We start from the raw sequence: 19,027 nt of genomic DNA on the forward strand, positions 1-19,027 counted from the left end.
GGAGAGCCGTGATGAGTACAAAACTAAAAAACGCAATCAACCTCAGTGATTCGGCCAAGGTCGATGAACAGTCCGTCAAGCCGTTTACCCGCTCACAAAAAGTCTATGTACAGGGTTCGCGCCCGGACATTCTAGTGCCCATGCGTGAAGTTAGCCTGGACGTTACCCCCACCGATTTTGGTGGCGAAGTGAATGCCCCGGTATTGATCTACGACACCTCCGGCCCGTATACCGACCCGTCTGTGCAGATTGATGTGCGCAAAGGGCTGGGCGATGTGCGTTCAGCGTGGATTGATGACCGCAACGACACCGAGCGTTTGCCGGGCCTGAGTTCGAATTTTGGCCAAATGCGCCTTGAAGACGCTGAATTGACCCAACTGCGTTTCGCCCACGTGAAGAATCCGCGTCGGGCCAAGGCGGGTGCCAACGTCAGTCAGATGCACTATGCACGTCAGGGCATCATCACGGCGGAAATGGAATACGTCGCCATCCGCGAAAACATGAAATTGCAGGAAGCCCGGGCGGCCGGTTTGCTTGATCAGCAGCACGCAGGCCACAGCTTCGGGGCCAATATCCCTAACGAAATCACCGCCGAATTCGTACGCGATGAAATCGCCCGTGGTCGGGCCATCATCCCGGCCAACATCAACCACGTTGAGCTGGAGCCGATGATCATCGGTCGCAACTTCTTGGTGAAGATTAACGGCAACATCGGCAACAGTGCGCTGGGTTCTTCCATCGAAGAAGAAGTGGCCAAACTGACCTGGGGCATTCGCTGGGGCTCGGACACGGTCATGGACTTGTCCACAGGCAAGCATATTCACGAAACCCGCGAATGGATCATCCGCAACTCGCCGGTGCCGATTGGTACCGTGCCGATTTATCAGGCGCTGGAAAAGGTCAATGGCGTGGCCGAAGACCTGACCTGGGAATTGTTCCGCGACACGCTGATCGAGCAGGCCGAGCAGGGCGTTGACTACTTCACCATCCACGCCGGTGTGTTGCTGCGCTATGTGCCGCTGACCGCCAAACGCGTGACCGGCATTGTTTCTCGCGGTGGCTCAATCATGGCCAAGTGGTGCCTGGCGCATCACAAAGAAAACTTCCTCTACACCCATTTCGATGACATCTGCGAAATCATGAAGGCCTACGACGTCAGTTTCTCGCTGGGTGACGGCTTGCGTCCCGGTTCGATTGCCGACGCCAACGACGCGGCGCAGTTCGGTGAGCTGGAAACCCTCGGCGAATTGACCAAAATCGCCTGGAAGCACGACGTGCAATGCATGATCGAAGGCCCGGGCCATGTGCCGATGCAGTTGATCAAAGAGAACATGGACAAGCAACTGGAGTGCTGCGACGAGGCACCGTTCTACACCTTAGGCCCGCTGACAACCGACATCGCGCCGGGTTACGACCACATCACTTCGGGCATTGGCGCGGCGATGATCGGCTGGTTTGGTTGCGCCATGCTCTGCTACGTGACGCCTAAAGAACACTTGGGCTTGCCGAACAAAGATGACGTCAAGACCGGGATCATTACCTACAAGATCGCGGCCCACGCCGCAGACTTGGCCAAAGGCCATCCCGGTGCGCAAATCCGTGACAACGCCTTGAGCAAGGCGCGTTTCGAGTTCCGCTGGGAAGACCAGTTCAACCTGGGCCTTGATCCGGATACCGCGCGTTCGTACCACGACGAAACCTTGCCTAAAGACTCGGCCAAGGTCGCCCATTTCTGTTCCATGTGCGGACCCAAATTCTGCTCGATGAAAATCACTCAGGAAGTGCGTATTTACGCGGCGAACCAGCGTATTGACGCCATTGACGTCGACGTGGCCAAAGGCTTGGCCGAACAAGCGGAGCGCTTCAAGCAGGAAGGCAGCCAGCTCTACAAAAAAGTGTGATCTAAACCGCAAACTCCGTAGCAGCTGCCGAAGGCTGCGTTCGGCGGCGTAGCCGTCGTAAATTCAGAGATCGCGGTACATCTGTTAGACCGCATCTTCAGGTTTTACGATCGCTTCGCAATCGGACGCAGCCTTTGGCAGCTGCTACGAGGTAAGTGTTAATCCTGCTCTCCTTGAGATTCATGCCTTGAACACACCCAGTACTTACTCTCCAGACCTCGCTGTCCCTTTAGACAAGCGCGTCTTCGGCGCTCGCGATCTGTTTTCCCTGTGGTTTTCCCTCGGCATTGGCTTGATGGTGCTGCAGACCGGCGCGCTTCTGGCGCCGGGTCTGGGGCTATCGGGCTCATTGCTGGCGATCTTTCTCGGTACGCTCGTGGGCGTGTCGTTGCTGGCGTCAGTGGGCGTGATCGGCAGCGACACGGGCCTGTCGTCCATGGCCGCGCTGAAGGTCAGTTTGGGCAGTCGCGGCGCACTCTTGCCTGCACTGCTCAACGTACTGCAACTGATCGGTTGGGGTTCGTTTGAAATCATTGTCATGCGTGACGCCGCCAGCCTGCTGGGTGCGCGAGCATTCAGCGACACCAGCCTGTGGAGCCAGCCTTTGTTGTGGACGCTGTTCTTTGGTGTCTTGGCGACGTTGCTGGCAGTCAGTGGACCACTGACCTTCGTGCGTAAAATTCTGCGCAAGTGGGGCATCTGGCTATTGTTGGGCGCCTGCCTGTGGCTGACCTGGAACCTCTTCAGCAAAGCTGATTTGCCTGCGCTGTGGGCGCAAAAGGGTGATGGTTCGCTGCCCTTTGCCGTGGGCTTTGATATTGCCATCGCCATGCCGCTGTCGTGGTTACCCTTGATTGCCGACTATTCGCGCTTCGGCAAACGCGCCAAAGGCGTGTTTGGCGGCACCGCGCTGGGCTTTTTGATTGGCAACTTCTGGCTGATGAGTCTGGGGGTGGCCTACACCTTGGCATTCGCGCCGAGCGGTGAAGTCAATGCGCTATTGCTGGCACTGGCTGGGGCCGGGTTGGGAATTCCGTTGTTGCTGATTCTGCTGGATGAGTCTGAAAACGCTTTTGCCGATATCCACTCGGCGGCGGTCTCCAGTGGGTTGTTGCTGCGGTTGAAGGTCGAGCATTTGGCGTTGATCATCGGTGTTATCTGCACCTTGATTGCCTGCTTCGCGCCGCTGGCGCAGTACCAGAACTTTCTGCTGTTGATAGGCTCAGTGTTTGCGCCGCTGTTTGGCGTGGTGCTGGTGGACCACTTTATCGTGCGTAAACGCAGTGCTCAGGTAGCGCCCATGTTATTCAGCGGTTCGGCATTACTGGCCTGGTTGGGCGGGGTGGTGACGTATCACGCGCTGGCGAATTTTATGCCGGATGTGGGTGCAACGTTGCCGGCGTTGCTGCTGGCGGGGGTATTGCAGTGGGTGTTGGGGCGTAAACACTAAAAGCCCCTCACCCTCTCCCGGAGGGAGAGGGAACAGGCCGCGCACAACCTCAAGCACACTGCAAATCAGCCCCCTCTCCCTTTGGGAGAGGGTTGGGGTGAGGGTTGCTCAGATTTAATCCTTAGCTGGAACCCACTCAGGCTTCAAAATTCCGTTCAGGCGCGAGTACGGGATGCTCAGTTCAACATGCCCTTCGGAATACGGCGCAATGCTGTACACGTCGTATTTAAGCACCACGTTGTCTTTGAGCAGGGCCACGTTCGGCGTTTTCTGGAAAGGCCAGTTCTTCACGTATTCCGGGTCGCTGCCGTAGTGGGTTTTGATCAGCCAGTTGTTGTGAGCCACTTTGGCCGCGCCCCAGAAGGCTTGCTCCTGCCCCGGCAGCAGCATGTCCTGCAAGGTCACTTCTTTCTGGGCGGTGCGCGAGTAGTTGATAAACCCGCGACCCGGCATGCCGTGGGCGCCACCGGTGTCCAGGTAGCTGGACAGTTCGATCACCACCAGATCGTCATGCTGTTCGCGTACCTTGGCCTGCAAGTAGGTGCTGTTGCGGGGTTGCGCGGTGCGCAGAAACTGTTCGCGGTAGGCGTCCAGTGAGGGCGCCAGTTTTTCGTCAGGCGAGTTCACGGTCATTCGCAGCAGGCGCTTTTCGATCAGTGCGTCGAGTTGCGGGGCATTGGCAAAGTGCAAGGTGTCAATGTTCACCAGCGGGCAATCCTGGCCCTCACAACCTGTCTTGACTTGCTCCGTGGCGTCTTGGGTGAAGGCCATCGGCTTGGGCTGGAAAACACTCTGGCAAGCGCCCAGTGTCAGGGCTATACACGCCATGGAGGCAAATTTTAAAAGCGACATGGTCGTCCTTCATTAACAAAAAAAGGTGAAATTATGCGTGTTCGACTGCCAACAAAGGCGTCAGTTCGACACTAAGCTTAAGCCAGTCAATTAGAGAGGGTTTGCAGGCGATCCGTCTATCCCTGTGGCAAAAAAGAGGCTACATGCTGAACCTCAGGCGCGTTAGGATGCGCGATGCTTGGGGTTCGCCCCGGTAAGAATTCGCCAGCCAGAGGTTTGCAATGACTGATATCACCCGCGCCACACCCAGCGCTGTCGAGGTCGTAAAACGCGAAGAATGCTTTAAGGGCTTCTACAAGCTTGATCGCGTACACCTGCGCCATGAACTGTTTGCCGGCGGCATGAGCCGTGAGATCAGTCGCGAAGTATTTGTGCGCCACGATGCCGTGTGTGTGCTGCCCTATGACCCGCAGCGCGATGAAGTGGTGCTGATCGAGCAGTTCCGCGTCGGTGCGATGGGCAAGACCGATACCCCGTGGTTGATCGAACTGGTCGCCGGACTGATCGACAAGGCCGAAGAGCCCGAAGAAGTGGCTCACCGCGAAGGCGAAGAAGAGGCGGGGCTGACGTTCTCGTCGCTTTGGCCCATCACACGCTATTTCCCGTCGCCAGGCGGCAGCACCGAATTTGTCCATTTGTACCTGGGCCGTTGCAGCACGGAGGGCGTGGGAGGCTTGCATGGACTGGAAGAAGAAGCAGAAGATATTCGAGTGACGGTTTGGGCGTACGAAGATGCGCTTCAAGCAGTACGAGATGGACGTATTTCCAATGCAGCGAGCATTATCGCCCTGCAATGGCTGGCGCTTAATCGCGCTGAAGTGAGGGGGTTATGGCAGTAACGGCGCGACGTGATCGATACACGGTCGATTTGATTGGCTTGCAGGCTGCCTGCGAGGCTAATTTTGCACGCTTGATGCGCTTGTTGCCCGATATGCGTGAACAGCCCAGTGCGCGGCGAATTGCGGTGACTCAGGGCGACCAGATGCTCGGCGTCCTGACCCTGGAAGTGATGCTCGACTGCCCGTACACCAGCACCCTGCGCGTGCGTCAGGAACACAGTTTGCCTTGGTTGCCCGTGCCGGAATTGCAGGTGCAGGTCTACCACGATGCGCGCATGGCGGAAGTGGTCGGCGCAGAGCATGCGAGGCGTTTTCGCAGTATTTATGCTTATCCCAACGTGGCCATGCATCAACCGGATGAAAAGGCCCAGCTCAATATCTTCTTGGGCGAGTGGCTCAGTCATTGCCTGACCTGCGGTCATGAATACGCGCAAGTCCGATAAAGCTGTTTTATGTAGTCGCAGCTTTCGTCCCTCGGCAGCGACTACAGCACTCAGGCGTGAGCATTCCAGCAGGCTAATGGCATAATCACCTCTTTTATAAACGTGCTGCGGAGAAATCCCCCTTGCCGAATGTCTCCACGCTGACCACCGACGATCCGGTGCTGCTGGTGCAACTGACAGACAGCCATTTGTTTGCCGACGCAGACGGGTCGCTGCTGGGGCTTAAAACGGCGCAAAGCTTGCAACGCGTCATCGACCTTGCGCGCGCCGAACAACCCCGGATAGACCTGCTCTTGGCAACGGGCGATCTGGCTCAGGACGCAAGCGTTGAGGCGTATCAGCGCTTTCGTCAGATGACCGACGTGCTGGCAGCCCCCGCGCGCTGGCTGCCGGGCAATCATGATGACCTCAAAGCCATGGCCGAAGCCGCCGTGCAAAGCCGTTTGCTGGAGCCTGTGGTCGATATTGGCAATTGGCGCATTACGCTGCTCGACACGTCTGTTGCGGGCAAAGCCCACGGCTATCTGGAAGACGATCAACTGCAACGGCTTGCTCAGGCCCTGAGTGAGGCGCCCGAGCGTCATCATCTGGTGTGCCTGCACCACCACCCCGTGCCCATCGGCTGCGAGTGGATGAACGCGATCAGTTTGCACAATGCCACTGCGTTCTGGGCCGTTGTCGACCGCTTCCCGCAGGTACGCGCGGTGCTATGGGGGCATGTGCACCAAACATTTGAACAGCAGCGCAAGGATGTAAGGCTATTGGCCACCCCCTCAACCTGTCTTCAGTTCGAGCCGGGCAGCGCAGACTTCAAGGTCAGCAACCAGGCACCGGGTTATCGCTGGTTGCGCCTGTTGCCTGATGGGGATGTGCAGACGGGTGTCTCGCGGTTGGCGGATTTCACATTCGAGCCCGATTACAGCGCCAATAATTACTGAGTGTTGCAGACCGGATATATCCAGATGCCGAGTCAGGCTAAACTGCGCGTCTTTGTTGATGTAGCGTTGGCTAACCTGTACTCGGGAGTGATTGCATGTCCGGTTCCATTTTGTATATCCACGGTTTCAACAGTGCGCCCGAGTCTGCCAAAGCCAGCCAGCTTGCCGCGGTGATGCAACGCATCGGCCTCGGTCATCAATTGCAAATACCGGCGTTGCACCACCATCCGCGTGAGGCACTCGCCCAATTGCGGGCGGCAGTCGATGAGCTGGGCCGTCCGCTGCTGGTCGGCAGCTCGCTCGGCGGCTACTATGCGACGTATCTGGCCGAACAGTTGGGCCTCAACGCCCTGCTGATCAACCCGGCCGTCAGCCCGCATCGGATGTTCGACGGCTATCTGGGTACGCAAACCAATCATTACAGCGGCGAAACCTGGGAATTGACTCTCGACCATGTGGCGGCCCTTGCCGAGCTTGAAGTGCCAGCCCCTAAGGACCCGCAGCGTTATCACGTGTGGTTGCAAACAGGCGATGAAACCCTGGACTACCGCTACGCTGAGCAGTACTACAAGGCGTGCACACTGCGTATCCAGGCAGGTGGTGATCACAGCTACCAAGGTTTCGCCCAGCAATTGCCCGATCTCCTGACATTTGCCGGGATCAGTGCGCATCGCTATCAAGCCATCGACTTTGCGACCCTTTAGGGGCCCCGGCAATGGCCTTTATTCTTAATTTACGACTAACGACGAGACCTTATGGCCACTCCCAGCGCTAGCTCTTATAACGCCGACGCCATCGAAGTCCTCTCGGGCCTCGACCCGGTGCGCAAGCGCCCCGGCATGTACACCGACACCAGCCGGCCCAATCACCTGGCTCAGGAAGTCATCGACAACAGTGTCGACGAAGCCTTGGCCGGTCATGCCAAATCGGTGCAAGTCATTCTGCACGCTGATCACTCGCTGGAAGTCAGTGACGACGGGCGCGGCATGCCCGTGGACATTCACCCCGAAGAAGGCGTGTCAGGTGTCGAACTGATCCTGACCAAGCTTCACGCGGGCGGCAAATTCTCCAACAAAAACTACCAGTTCTCCGGCGGCCTTCACGGCGTGGGGATTTCAGTGGTCAACGCGCTGTCTACGCAGGTCAGGGTCAAGGTCAAGCGTGACGGCAACGAATACCAGATGACCTTCGCCGATGGCTATAAAGCCACCGATCTGGAAGTTGTCGGCACTGTTGGCAAACGCAACACCGGTACCAGCGTGTATTTCGCGCCGGACCCCAAATACTTTGATTCGCCCAAGTTTTCGGTCAGCCGCCTCAAGCATGTGCTCAAGGCCAAGGCCGTTTTGTGTCCGGGGCTGCTGGTCAGCTTTGAAGACAAAAGTACCGGCGAGAAGATCGAGTGGCATTACGAAGACGGCTTGCGTTCCTATCTGGTCGACGCGGTCAGTGAATTTGAACGCCTGCCCAACGAACCCTTTTGCGGCAGTCTGGCGGGCAACAAAGAAGCCATCGACTGGGCGTTACTGTGGTTGCCCGAAGGCGGCGACAGTGTTCAGGAAAGCTACGTCAACCTGATTCCCACGGCCCAAGGCGGCACGCACGTCAACGGCTTGCGTCAGGGTCTGCTGGATGCCATGCGCGAATTCTGCGAATTCCGCAGCCTGCTGCCCCGTGGCGTCAAGCTGGCACCTGAAGATGTCTGGGAGCGGATTGCCTTCGTTGTTTCGATGAAGATGCAAGAACCGCAGTTCTCGGGTCAGACCAAGGAGCGCCTGTCATCGCGCGAAGCGGCGGCGTTTGTGTCAGGTGTGGTCAAGGATGCGTTCAGCCTCTGGCTCAATGCCAACCCTGAACTGGGCATGCAATTGGCGGAGTTGGCGATCAACAACGCCGGGCGTCGCCTCAAGGCCAGCAAAAAGGTCGAACGCAAGCGCATCACCCAAGGCCCGGCTTTGCCGGGCAAGTTGGCGGATTGCGCGGGGCAGGACCCGATGCGATCCGAACTGTTTCTGGTGGAAGGTGATTCCGCTGGCGGTTCGGCCAAACAGGCACGGGACAAAGAGTTTCAGGCGATCCTGCCGTTGCGCGGCAAGATCCTCAATACCTGGGAAGTCGATGGCAGCGAAGTGCTGGCCAGTCAGGAAGTGCACAACATTGCCGTGGCCATTGGCGTTGATCCGGGCGCTGCGGACATTAGCCAGCTGCGCTACGGCAAAATCTGCATCCTCGCCGACGCCGACTCTGACGGCTTGCACATCGCCACCTTGCTTTGCGCCTTGTTCGTGCAGCATTTCCGCCCGTTGGTGGATGCCGGTCATGTCTACGTCGCGATGCCGCCGCTGTACCGGATCGATTTGGGCAAAGAGATCTACTATGCCCTTGATGAAGCCGAGCGGGACGGGATTCTTGACCGTCTGGTGGCCGAGAAAAAACGCGGCAAGCCACAAGTCACACGATTCAAGGGGCTGGGCGAGATGAACCCACCGCAACTGCGTGAAACCACCATGGACCCGAACACCCGGCGTCTGGTGCAGCTCACGCTGGAAGACTTCGCTGCCACCTCTGAAATGATGGATATGCTGCTCGCCAAAAAACGCGCGGGTGACCGTAAAAGCTGGCTTGAATCCAAAGGCAATCTGGCGCAGGTTCTGGCTTGATGGGCAGAGGCTTACTGCTGGGCCTGTGCTTGAGCGCTGCGCCGGTGATGGCCAATACATGGCCTGAACTGGTCCTTGAAGCCGAGCATCCTGTCGAAGGCATGCGCGGCGGTAACCTGTCCGGGCTGGCGCTCTGTCAGGGCGAGATGTGGACGGTGTCTGATCGTGATGATGATCAGATTTACCGTCTCGATACCCGTTATGCCGAATGGCAAGCCGAGGCGTTTGGCATCGAAGTGCCGCCACCCCCCGAAAGCGGTTTGCCGTGGGGCGTGCGCATGATGCACAAAGCCGTCAGCCCGTTGCGGGGCGGCGACCTGGACTTCGAAGGCATCAGCTGTGACGCAGCGGGCAACCGTTATGTCGTCAGTGAGACCCATGCGGCGGTGCTGCAAGTGCCGCCCGTCGGTGAGTCTGCCTGGCTCAAGGTCGATTCGGCGTTGGTGCGACAGGCGCGTGGCAGTGGCATGTTGCTGCATTTCAATGCGTTGTTTGAAGGCATTGCCGTCAACCCGCAAGGCACCCAACTGTGGCTGGCGGCCGAGCGTGAACGCCGAGGCTTGCTGACCCTGCGCAAGCAACAAAGCGTTTGGAACTGTGAAGGCGGATGTGTGGTGATGAGCGAAGGCGGGCTTGAACAGCCGCCCTCTCAATTAAAGGCCAAGGCGCAACAAAAGGACTTTGCCGATCTGGCGCTGTTCGACGGCAAGCTGTTTACCCTTGAACGCATGGCCTACCGCATTTGCCGACGCACGCCAGCCACCGGGGAGCTGGAACGCTGCTGGTCGTTTGCCAACGATGCATTGACCGATGCGCGGCGCTACAACACTGGCTATGGCACCGCCGAGGCGCTGAGTCTGGACGCCAAAGGTGCATGGATCGGTGTGGATAATGGCAATCACGTACGTGCGGATGGTGAAAAGCGCCCCGTTGTCTGGCGTTTTGCGGCACCGCAAGGTGGCTGGAGCGCCAAGCCATGAGTCAGCAAGCACCGGGCAAAGGCATGGGACGGGTGTTCATGATCGTCGCCTGGTGCGCCGGTCTGTATTTGGCGACACAATTTTTCGGACGTTGGGAACAGCGTCAGGACAACCCCAACACTGACGTGATTTCGCAACAAGGTGAGGGCTTCATCGAAGTCAAACTGCTCGCCAATGTGCAGGGGCACTTTGTTGCCAGTGGCCGTATCAATAACGTGCCCGTGGAATTTTTACTCGATACCGGAGCCACCGATGTGGCGGTTCCGCTGGATCTGGCAGAACAACTGGCGCTGCCCAAAGGCGCGCCTGTCACCTTGAGCACGGCCAATGGCCGCGCACAGGGCTATCGCACTCAAATCGACCGCCTGCAACTGGGGGCCATTGTGCTGCGCAACGTGCGTGCAGTGGCGGCTCCAGGGCTTGAAGGCGAACAAGTGCTCTTGGGCATGAGTGCGTTGAACAAACTCGAATTTACCCAGCGCGGTGGCACCATGCTGCTGCGCCAGACAACGAACTGAATGAGGTCCGCATGAGCGACTCCCTTGATCTCAGCCTGGACGGCGTAGAACGCCGGTCACTGGCCGACTTCACCGAACAGGCCTACCTCAACTATTCCATGTACGTGATCATGGATCGGGCCTTGCCGCACATCGGTGACGGTCTTAAACCTGTACAGCGGCGTATTGTTTACGCCATGAGCGAACTGGGGCTGGACGCCGATTCCAAGCACAAAAAATCGGCGCGTACCGTCGGTGACGTGCTCGGTAAATTTCACCCCCACGGCGACTCCGCCTGCTACGAAGCAATGGTGCTGATGGCGCAGCCGTTCAGCTATCGCTACACCTTGGTCGATGGTCAGGGCAACTGGGGTGCGCCGGACGACCCCAAGTCCTTCGCGGCCATGCGATACACCGAGGCGCGCTTGTCGCGTTACTCCGAAGTGCTGCTCACCGAACTGGGGCAGGGCACCGCAGACTGGGTGCCGAACTTTGATGGCACGCTGGACGAGCCGGCTGTATTGCCAGCGCGCTTGCCCAATATCCTGCTCAATGGCACCACCGGCATCGCCGTGGGCATGGCCACTGACGTTCCGCCGCACAACCTGCGCGAAGTGGCGGCGGCGTGCGTGCGTTTGCTCGACGAGCCGAAAGCCACGGTCGAGCAACTGTGCGAACACATTCAGGGCCCTGACTACCCGACCGAAGCCGAAATCATCACCCCGCGTGGCGATCTGCTGAAGATTTATCAGACCGGTCGTGGTTCGGTGCGCATGCGGGCGGTGTATCACATTGAAGATGGCGATATTGTCGTCACCGCCTTGCCCCATCAAGTCTCGGGCGCCAAGGTGCTGGAGCAGATTGCTGCGCTGATGCAGGCCAAACCGACCAAATTGGCGATGGTGACTGACCTGCGTGACGAGTCAGACCACGAAAACCCGTGCCGTATCGTGATCATCCCGCGCAACAACAAGGTGGATCTCGATGAGCTGATGCAGCACCTGTTTGCCGTGACCGAGCTGGAGTCCACGTTTCGCGTCAACGTCAACATCATCGGCCTAGACGGCAAGCCGCAGCTGAAAAACCTGCGAGCCCTGCTGGTCGAATGGCTTGAGTTCCGCATCAACACCGTGCGCCGCCGCTTGCAGTTCCGCCTCGATAAAGTCGAGCGTCGCCTGCACCTGTTGGACGGTTTGCTCACCGCCTACTTGAACCTCGACGAAGTGATCCACATTATTCGTACCGAGGAACACCCCAAGGCCGAGCTGATTGCCCGCTTTGCCCTGAGCGAAACCCAGGCTGACTACATCCTCGACACGCGCTTGCGTCAATTGGCCCGTCTGGAAGAGATGAAGCTGCGCGATGAACAAGACGCGCTGCGTAAAGAGCAAGCCAAGCTGCAAGCGTTGCTGGGCAGTGAAGCCAAGCTCAAAAAGCTGGTGCGCACTGAGCTGATCGAAGATGCCAAAACCTATGGCGATGACCGACGCTCGCCGATTGTGGCGCGCGCAGAAGCCAAAGCCCTGTCGGAAAACGAATTGGTACCGACCGAGCCGGTAACGGTTGTATTGTCAGAAAAGGGCTGGGTTCGTTGTGGCAAAGGCCACGATCTGGACGCGACCGGGTTGTCCTATAAAGCAGGCGATGGTTACAAAACCGCTGCTGCGGGGCGTTCGAACCAATTTGCCGTGTTTATTGACTCTACCGGGCGTAGTTATTCGGTGGCGGCACACACGCTGCCCTCTGCCCGTGGTCAGGGCGAGCCGCTAACAGGTCGCCTGACGCCACCGCCGGGCGCGACGTTCGAGTGCGTGCTGTTGCCTGAAGACGACGCGCTGTACGTGATTGCCTCCGACGCCGGTTACGGTTTTGTGGTCAAAGGTGAAGACCTGCAAGCCAAAAACAAGGCGGGTAAAGCGCTGCTTAGCCTGCCAAAGGGCGCGCATGTCATGCAGCCACGGCCTGTGGCAGACCGTGAGCACAACTGGCTGGCAGCGGTGACAACCGAGGGTCGCCTGCTGATCTTCAAGGTGAGCGACCTGCCGCAGCTGAGCAAAGGCAAAGGCAATAAAATCATCGGTATTCCCGGTGATCGCGTGGCCAGCCGAGATGAATACGTGACGGACATTGCCGTATTGCCGGACAGCGCCACATTGGTGTTACAGGCGGGCAAACGCACGTTGTCGCTCAAGGCTGACGACCTCGAGCATTACAAAGGTGAGCGGGGTCGGCGTGGTAATAAGTTACCGCGAGGGTTCCAGCGTGTTGATGCTTTGCTGGTAGAAGTGCCCAATTAAGGCTGTTTAGAGCGTCCGATCTGTGTTTTATCGCGTAGATCGGCGCAACAGCACTGGAGTCACGGTCGATATTCGCGGATGATATGCCGCGATTGCGAAACGACGTGTAAGAAACTTCCTATGAATTGGAATCACATTGAGGCGCGCCACATGGCGGCCACCTGGATGGAATGATGAACGTTCTACGTCTTCCTTTAATTGCGCTGCTGACTGGCGTGCTTGGCTTGGCGGGGTGCAGCGTGCACCAGCCTGCGGCCTTGTACCAGCTGGACAGCGGTACCCCTGGCCAGCCCAAGCAAAGTGCGGGCATGTCGGTGGTACTTGGCCCAGTGACTGTGGCCGATTACCTGCAACGCGAAACCCTGCTGCAACGTCAAACCGATGGCAGCCTGAGTGCAGCACCGGATGGGCGTTGGGCGGGCAGCTTGTCGGCAGACATTGACCAGTTGCTGCTGCGTCAGCTGGCGTGGCGCCTGGACAGTCAGCGCGTAGTGCTGGCCCCTGCGCCTGCGGGCTTCAGCCCGGATGTACAAGTGCTGTTGTCCATTACTCGACTGGATTCGGGTAAAAACCAGCCCGCGATTCTGGATGCTCAGTGGCGTTTGATTGACCGCCGTGGGCAGGTGCGTGACAACCGGATGGTTCACCTTGAAAAGCCGCATGCCGGGACGACTGCTGATCAGGTCAAGGCCCAGGGCGAGTTGTTGCAACAGTTGAGCGAGCAATTGGCGGTGGCGCTCAAGCCGCTGGCTAACCAGCCGCCACTGGTTGAACCACGAGCACCGGAAAAGAAAGCGGCACCGAAGCAGGGCAGTGAAAAGCCGAAGATACCGATGGCATCGCCGATTCGCACGGACATGGAAGTATTCAGGTTCTGAGTGTTTGGCGATAACAAAAAATCCCGCACGTGTGCGGGATTTTTTTGGTCAGGTCAAAAGCCCCTCACCCTAGCCCTCTCCCGGAGGGAGAGGGAACTGACCTCAGTGTATTCGAGTTCAGCGGTGATCAGTCAGGCTGCCGCCAACCTAAAGCATCCCCTCACCCTAGCCCTCTCCCGGAGGGAGAGGGAACTGACCTGGGTGTTTTCGAGTTCAGCGGTGATCAGTCAGGCTGCCGCCAACCTAAAGCATCCCCTCACCCTAGCCCTCTCCCGGAGGGAGAGGGAACTGACCTATGTGTTTTCGAGTTCAGCGGTGATCAGTCAGGCTGCAGCAAACCTGAAGCATCCCCTCACCCTAGCCCTCTCCCGGAGGGAGAGGGAACTGACCTCAGTGTTTTCGAGTTCAGCGGTGATCAGTCAGGCTGCCGCCAACCTAAAGCATCCCCCAATCGGTCCCCTCTCCCTCTGGGAGAGGGCTAGGGTGAGGGGCTTTGAGCCTTACGCACGATTCTCATGCATACGCGCCAACTGGCGTTCTAGCATGGAAGGGTAAGGCTCCATCAGGCGCTCAACACAACACGCCCCTTCAGGGCTGGCAATCGGGCGGATGCGGGCGCGTTGGCGGATCAGCGGGTCATCACTGATTTTGCGCTCTACCAGCAACAGGTTGCGACTGTGTTGCGACAGCGCCAGTGCATCCTGTGCCGATTCAGTCAGCAACAAATCTATCTGGCTCAACCCGCTCAGGCCTTCGCCCAGTACCAGACCCAACTGCAATTGCAACGTAATGCCGCTGTCAGCCACTTCGATCTGCAAGGCATGACCCAAGGCACGCAGCAACTCACCACAGCAAATCGCATTGGTCAGGTAGTCCTCACCGCTGTCTTCACTGTGGAAGAGCATCAGCGTGCTGCCATCATTGAGCGTATGCAACTCGCTTTGATACAGCGATGCCGCTTGATTCAGGCAGTCGCGATAACGCTCCAGCAGCTCCATCAAACGGGCGCGAGGCAAACGTCGAAGTTGCTCTTGCGCCCCCAGTTGCACGGCCAATACTGCACTCGGTTGCGGTGCAGTTGGCTCAGCTTTGACTACGGCTTTTGGTGCCACACTGGCGGTGCCGGTATCGCGCAAATCTGAAAACGGGTCTTCCTCACCTTCGTCTTCTTCGGTACTGATTACCTGCCGAGGTGCCGCCTTGGGCGCAGGCACAGCCGGTTTTTCGTCGAAGGTCGGATCGCTCAGGTTGCGTACTTCGAAGGTTGGCTCGTTGTCAGCTGCTTCTTCATAGTCGCTGTCGTCGAAGTCTTCTTCAGGTTCCGGCTCAGGCTCAGGTTCTGGCGCAGGCGGAGCCAGGCGGGTGTGCAGTTGGCGGGCCAGATCACCGATTTCATCCTGACGGGTGATCGCCGGCGTGTAAGGATCCGGTTCGCGCAGCCACACCCGCAGTTGCAGCAGGGGCGTGGTGATGTTGCGACCCAGGCGCAGGCTCAATGCCAAGGCCAAAGCCAGCAAAATGGCGCTAAGAATGCCCATGCTCTGCAAGCTGATGGTCATCGGCTGTTCGAACTGGTTCATGTCCAGGCTGATACGCAGGTGCCCGGCCGTCACATCCTGGAAGGTGATCTTGGTCTGGTACACACCCTCGGTTTCACCCAGCAGGCTGTTTTTAGGACGTTGCCCGGCCTCGGCGAGGATGCGGTTATCGACGCTATAAATAGCCGCGTGCGCCACCAAGGGATTTTTGGTCAGGTTGTTGAGCAGCACGTTGAGGCTGAGGATGTCGTTGGACACCAGCAGCTCGGTGGCCGACGTGGCAGTCTGCGTGGTCAGGCTCTGACCCAGCGCATCGGCCTGGTCGTGCATGGCCTGCTTGAATTGCAGGCCCATGACCACGGCATAAATGACCAGCGCCAACGCGACCAGAATCACGTTGTGGGTGGCAATGCGCAGAGCTATCGGAACGCGACGATCGCGTAAGGCCCGGAAGATCAGCAGAAAGAAATTATCGTTTTTGACAGGCAATGGCCGGTTCACTGAGCGCGGCTCTTAGTCCGTTAAGTTGGAGCGCAGTATAGCGATCAGCCCTGAGGCGGCAAAGCCTTGGCGATGCCCGATGGTCACTGAATGGGGGTAGAATGCGTTTTTTTTAGCGAATGGGGGTGTGCCTTGCGCGAAATCGTCCTGATAAACATCACTGGTGAAGACCGTCCAGGTCTCACTGCTGCCATTACCGGCGTTCTGGCCAGCAATGGGGTGAATATTCTCGACATCGGTCAAGCCGCCATCCACGGCGTGTTGTCGTTGGGGTTCTTGGTCGAGATTCCGCACGCCGATCAGGTGTCGGCCGTGCTTAAAGACCTTCAGCCCTTGATCGCTAAAGAAGGGCTGCAATTGGTGTTTGACCCGATTACCGAAGAGCACTATCAGCAGTGGGTCAATGAGCAAGGCCAGAAACGTCATGTCGTGACCTTGATGAGCCGCCAAGTGACGGCCCTCCAATTGCAACGTGTGACGTCGGTCATCAGTCAGCATGGCTTGAATATCGAGCAAACGGATCGTCTGTCGGGTCGAGTGTCGCTGGACGCGCCTACAACGCTGAGCAAAAGCTGTATTGAATTGCGCGTCTGTGGTGACGTGGCCGATATCGACGCTCTGCGTGCGGCATTCTTTGATCTGGCCCAGGAACTCAGCGTCGACATCGCTCTGCAAGAAGACACACTGTTCCGCCGCAATCGTCGGCTGGCAGTGTTTGACATGGACTCCACCCTGATCGAAGCCGAGGTGATAGACGAGCTGGCGAAAGCGGCCGGCGTGGGCGCTCAAGTATCCGAAATCACCGAGCGCGCGATGGCGGGCGAGCTGGATTTCAAAGCCAGCTTTAAAGAACGTTTGGCCCTGCTCAAAGGTCTGGACGTGAGTGTCCTGGACTCGATCGGCGCGTCACTGCGCTTGACCGAAGGCGCTGAAGTGCTGTTCGCCGAGCTCAAGCGTCTAGGCTACAAGACGGCCATTTTGTCAGGCGGCTTTACTTACTTCGCCAAGCAGTTGCAGGCCAAATTGGAGATCGATTACGTATTCGCCAACGAACTGGGCGTCGAAGATGGCAAAGTAACTGGCGTGGCGGTTGAGCCGATAGTCGATGCGCAACGCAAGGCTGACTTGCTGCGCGAGCTGGCGCAAAAGGAAGGCTTGAGTCTGGAACAGACCATTGCAGTCGGTGATGGTGCCAACGATTTGCCGATGTTGGCCATTGCGGGACTGGGTGTCGCCTTCCGTGCCAAGCCGCTGGTTAAAAAATCGGCCAAACATGCCATTTCGACCTTGGGGCTGGATGGCGTGCTGTACCTGCTGGGTCAGCGTGACCGTAACAGTCAGGGCTAAATGATTTCGTAGCAGCGGCCGAAGGCCGCGTCCGATTGCGAAGCGATCGTGAAATCTGAATTCATGGTGTGTTTGATTCACCGCGATTTTAGTTTCTACGACGGCTGCGCTGCCGAACGCCGCCTTTGGCAGCTGCTACGGATTTGGCGTCCGTAGCGGATACTAGGTGTGGCTTTATTCCGCGTGAGCCGGGCCGCCAATGCTCTGCCCCATCATCACCGGCGAGCCGGCGCTCAGGCCTTCGGCCCATTTGACCTGTTCTGGCCCGAACAACACGATGGCTGTGGATCCCAGCTTGAAACGACCCAATTCGGCCCCTTTTTCCAAATGAATCGGCGCACGCGCCGCTTCATCGTAGCGGAACGTTTTCAGTTCGCGTTTAGGCGGCGTCACCAAACCGGCAAATACCGTCTCAATCGATGCCACGATCATGGCGCCCACCAATACCACGGCCATCGGGCCGCGTTCGGTATCAAAAATACACACGGCACGTTCGTTGCGGGCAAACAGCTCCGGCACGTTTTCGGCGGTGGTCTGGTTAACCGAGAACAAGCGACCCGGCACGTAGATCATTTCACGCAGGGTGCCAGCCAGCGGCATGTGCACCCGGTGATAATCCTTGGGTGACAGGTAAATGGTGGCAAATTCGCCGCCCATGAACTGCGACGCAACTGCCGCATCGCCGCCCACCAGTTCCAGCACGCTGTAACTGTGGCCTTTAGCCTGAAATACACGACCGTGCTCAATCGCACCCAATTGGCTAACGGCACCATCGGCAGGGCTCAAGACAGCACCGGGGGTCTGGTCCAGCGGGCGCGCGCCGTCTTTCAGGGCGCGCGTGAAGAAGGCGTTGAAATGTTCGTACGCGGTGACGTCTTCAACCAGCGCTTGGGACATGTCCACGTTGTAGCGCTTGGCGAACCAGGTGGTGAACGCATTTTTAAACCAGCGCACGCGGCACTCGGCAATGCAGCCGGCCAGACGCGACAGCAGGTGATGGGGCAGCAGGTACTGACTCAAGAGAAACAAACGCTTTTTCATTACAGGTCCTTAGTGTTTGACAGGCAGCTCGACGGGGGTGTCGGGGTGGTTGCCCCATTCGCCCCAGGAGCCGGCGTAGCCTTTGACGCGCGGATAACCGAGCGCTTTGGCGACGAGATAGGTAAAGCCAGAACGGTGGTGAGTCTGGCAATGAGTAATCACTTCTTTGTCCGGCGTGATCCCCAGATCCTTGAGGATCTGTGCCATGTCGGTGCGAATGCGCAGGTCGCGGGTTTTATCCATGCCTGCTGTCCATTCAAAATTGATCGCGCCGGGGATGTGCCCACCCTTGGCGGCCAACACCTTTTCACCCGAATATTCGGCAGGATTGCGCGCATCCCAGATCGCCAGGTCGGCTGCACCCAGACGGCTTTGCAGGTACTCGCGGGTGGCGATGGGTTCTTCATGCAAGGTTACTGGCACAGGGCCGCCGCCCGGCGCAGGCACGTCGGTAGACAAGGGGCCGCCTGAGGCAATCCAGGCGGGAAGGCCGCCATCAAGGTAGTGATAAGCCTTGTGCCCGATCACATCGAGCAACCAGATAAACCGCCCGGCCCAGCCGCCGCCTTCGTCGTCATACACCACGTAGACCGCATTGGGTGTGTGGCCCAGCTCACCGAACAATGCCTCCAGTGACGAGCGTGTCGGCAGCAGGCCGGGTGCAGGAGGCTGACCCAGTTGCGTGCGCTTGGGGTCGACAAAGTGAGCGCCCGGAATATGCCCGGCGTCGTAGCGTGCTGCGCTGGTCAGGTCGACCACAATCAAATTGGGGGCATCAAGCCGTGCGAGCAGGTCGCCGGGTTCGATCACCAACGGCAAGCCAGAGAAGTCAGGCATGGGTTCTCCAGAGCGAAAAAAGAGAGGA

General features: G+C 58.3%; 16 protein-coding genes. 12 read left to right on the plus strand and 4 right to left on the minus strand.

Annotation, left to right across the window (positions count from 1 at the left end):
* Positions 1–11: 11 nt before the first annotated feature.
* On the plus strand, positions 12–1,901 hold the full coding sequence (gene thiC / locus ACI7MX_RS04120) for a phosphomethylpyrimidine synthase ThiC (protein ID WP_314484365.1): 1,890 nt from the start codon (positions 12–14) through the stop codon (positions 1,899–1,901).
* Positions 1,902–2,088: 187 nt separating this feature from the next.
* Positions 2,089–3,351 carry a putative hydroxymethylpyrimidine transporter CytX gene (gene cytX, locus ACI7MX_RS04125; protein WP_405585163.1) on the plus strand — a complete coding sequence of 421 codons (1,263 nt, stop codon included), beginning with the start codon at positions 2,089–2,091 and terminating at the stop codon, positions 3,349–3,351.
* A gap of 114 nt (positions 3,352–3,465) precedes the next feature.
* On the opposite strand, the gene ACI7MX_RS04130 is transcribed toward cytX, so the two are convergent.
* The gene (locus ACI7MX_RS04130; RefSeq protein ID WP_314484368.1) at positions 3,466–4,203 is read right to left on the minus strand and encodes an RsiV family protein; all 738 of its coding nucleotides are present in this window, start codon (positions 4,201–4,203) and stop codon (positions 3,466–3,468) included.
* Between the two features lie 221 nt (positions 4,204–4,424).
* Between ACI7MX_RS04130 and ACI7MX_RS04135 the strand changes: the two genes are divergently transcribed.
* From ACI7MX_RS04135 to ACI7MX_RS04175, 9 genes are all read left to right on the plus strand, one after another.
* The gene (locus ACI7MX_RS04135; protein ID WP_153380779.1) at positions 4,425–5,042 is read left to right on the plus strand and encodes an NUDIX domain-containing protein; all 618 of its coding nucleotides are present in this window, start codon (positions 4,425–4,427) and stop codon (positions 5,040–5,042) included.
* The gene (locus ACI7MX_RS04140; protein WP_314484375.1) at positions 5,033–5,485 is read left to right on the plus strand and encodes a DUF1249 domain-containing protein; all 453 of its coding nucleotides are present in this window, start codon (positions 5,033–5,035) and stop codon (positions 5,483–5,485) included. Before ACI7MX_RS04135 ends, ACI7MX_RS04140 begins: the two co-directional genes overlap by 10 nt.
* 122 nt (positions 5,486–5,607) lie before the next feature.
* A complete protein-coding gene (gene cpdA, locus ACI7MX_RS04145) occupies positions 5,608–6,423 on the plus strand; it encodes a 3',5'-cyclic-AMP phosphodiesterase (protein WP_405585167.1) in 816 nt (271 codons plus the stop codon).
* Between the two features lie 95 nt (positions 6,424–6,518).
* Positions 6,519–7,127, plus strand: coding sequence for a YqiA/YcfP family alpha/beta fold hydrolase (locus tag ACI7MX_RS04150; RefSeq protein WP_405585170.1), 609 nt, complete (start codon positions 6,519–6,521; stop codon positions 7,125–7,127).
* A 51-nt stretch (positions 7,128–7,178) separates the two neighbouring features.
* The gene (gene parE / locus ACI7MX_RS04155; RefSeq protein WP_314484383.1) at positions 7,179–9,083 is read left to right on the plus strand and encodes a DNA topoisomerase IV subunit B; all 1,905 of its coding nucleotides are present in this window, start codon (positions 7,179–7,181) and stop codon (positions 9,081–9,083) included.
* Entirely contained in the window at positions 9,083–10,063 is a 981-nt protein-coding gene (locus tag ACI7MX_RS04160; RefSeq protein WP_405585173.1) for an esterase-like activity of phytase family protein, read from the plus strand. Before parE ends, ACI7MX_RS04160 begins: the two co-directional genes overlap by 1 nt.
* Complete coding sequence (locus ACI7MX_RS04165) at positions 10,060–10,581, plus strand: TIGR02281 family clan AA aspartic protease (RefSeq protein ID WP_153386930.1); 522 nt, start codon at positions 10,060–10,062, stop codon at positions 10,579–10,581. The genes ACI7MX_RS04160 and ACI7MX_RS04165 overlap by 4 nt, the downstream gene beginning before the upstream one ends.
* An 11-nt stretch (positions 10,582–10,592) precedes the next feature.
* The gene (gene parC / locus ACI7MX_RS04170; RefSeq protein ID WP_405585177.1) at positions 10,593–12,857 is read left to right on the plus strand and encodes a DNA topoisomerase IV subunit A; all 2,265 of its coding nucleotides are present in this window, start codon (positions 10,593–10,595) and stop codon (positions 12,855–12,857) included.
* Positions 12,858–13,030: 173 nt separating this feature from the next.
* Entirely contained in the window at positions 13,031–13,735 is a 705-nt protein-coding gene (locus ACI7MX_RS04175; RefSeq protein ID WP_314484397.1) for an ABC-type transport auxiliary lipoprotein family protein, read from the plus strand.
* A 500-nt stretch (positions 13,736–14,235) separates the two neighbouring features.
* On the opposite strand, the gene ACI7MX_RS04180 is transcribed toward ACI7MX_RS04175, so the two are convergent.
* Entirely contained in the window at positions 14,236–15,774 is a 1,539-nt protein-coding gene (locus tag ACI7MX_RS04180) for an AhpA/YtjB family protein (RefSeq protein WP_405585181.1), read from the minus strand.
* A gap of 132 nt (positions 15,775–15,906) precedes the next feature.
* On the opposite strand from ACI7MX_RS04180, the gene serB reads away from it, so the two are divergent.
* Complete coding sequence (serB, locus tag ACI7MX_RS04185; protein ID WP_405585184.1) at positions 15,907–17,121, plus strand: phosphoserine phosphatase SerB; 1,215 nt, start codon at positions 15,907–15,909, stop codon at positions 17,119–17,121.
* A 174-nt stretch (positions 17,122–17,295) separates the two neighbouring features.
* On the opposite strand, the gene asd is transcribed toward serB, so the two are convergent.
* Both asd and rhdA read right to left on the minus strand, forming a co-directional pair.
* Positions 17,296–18,162 (minus strand): archaetidylserine decarboxylase, encoded by an 867-nt coding sequence (asd, locus tag ACI7MX_RS04190; RefSeq protein ID WP_153381470.1) that lies wholly within the window; start codon positions 18,160–18,162, stop codon positions 17,296–17,298.
* A 9-nt stretch (positions 18,163–18,171) separates the two neighbouring features.
* The gene (gene rhdA / locus ACI7MX_RS04195) at positions 18,172–18,999 is read right to left on the minus strand and encodes a thiosulfate sulfurtransferase (RefSeq protein WP_405585187.1); all 828 of its coding nucleotides are present in this window, start codon (positions 18,997–18,999) and stop codon (positions 18,172–18,174) included.
* Between the last annotated feature and the right edge of the window lie 28 nt (positions 19,000–19,027).

This window comes from Pseudomonas sp. 2024-210 (assembly GCF_045062345.1).
Lineage (GTDB): Bacteria > Pseudomonadota > Gammaproteobacteria > Pseudomonadales > Pseudomonadaceae > Aquipseudomonas.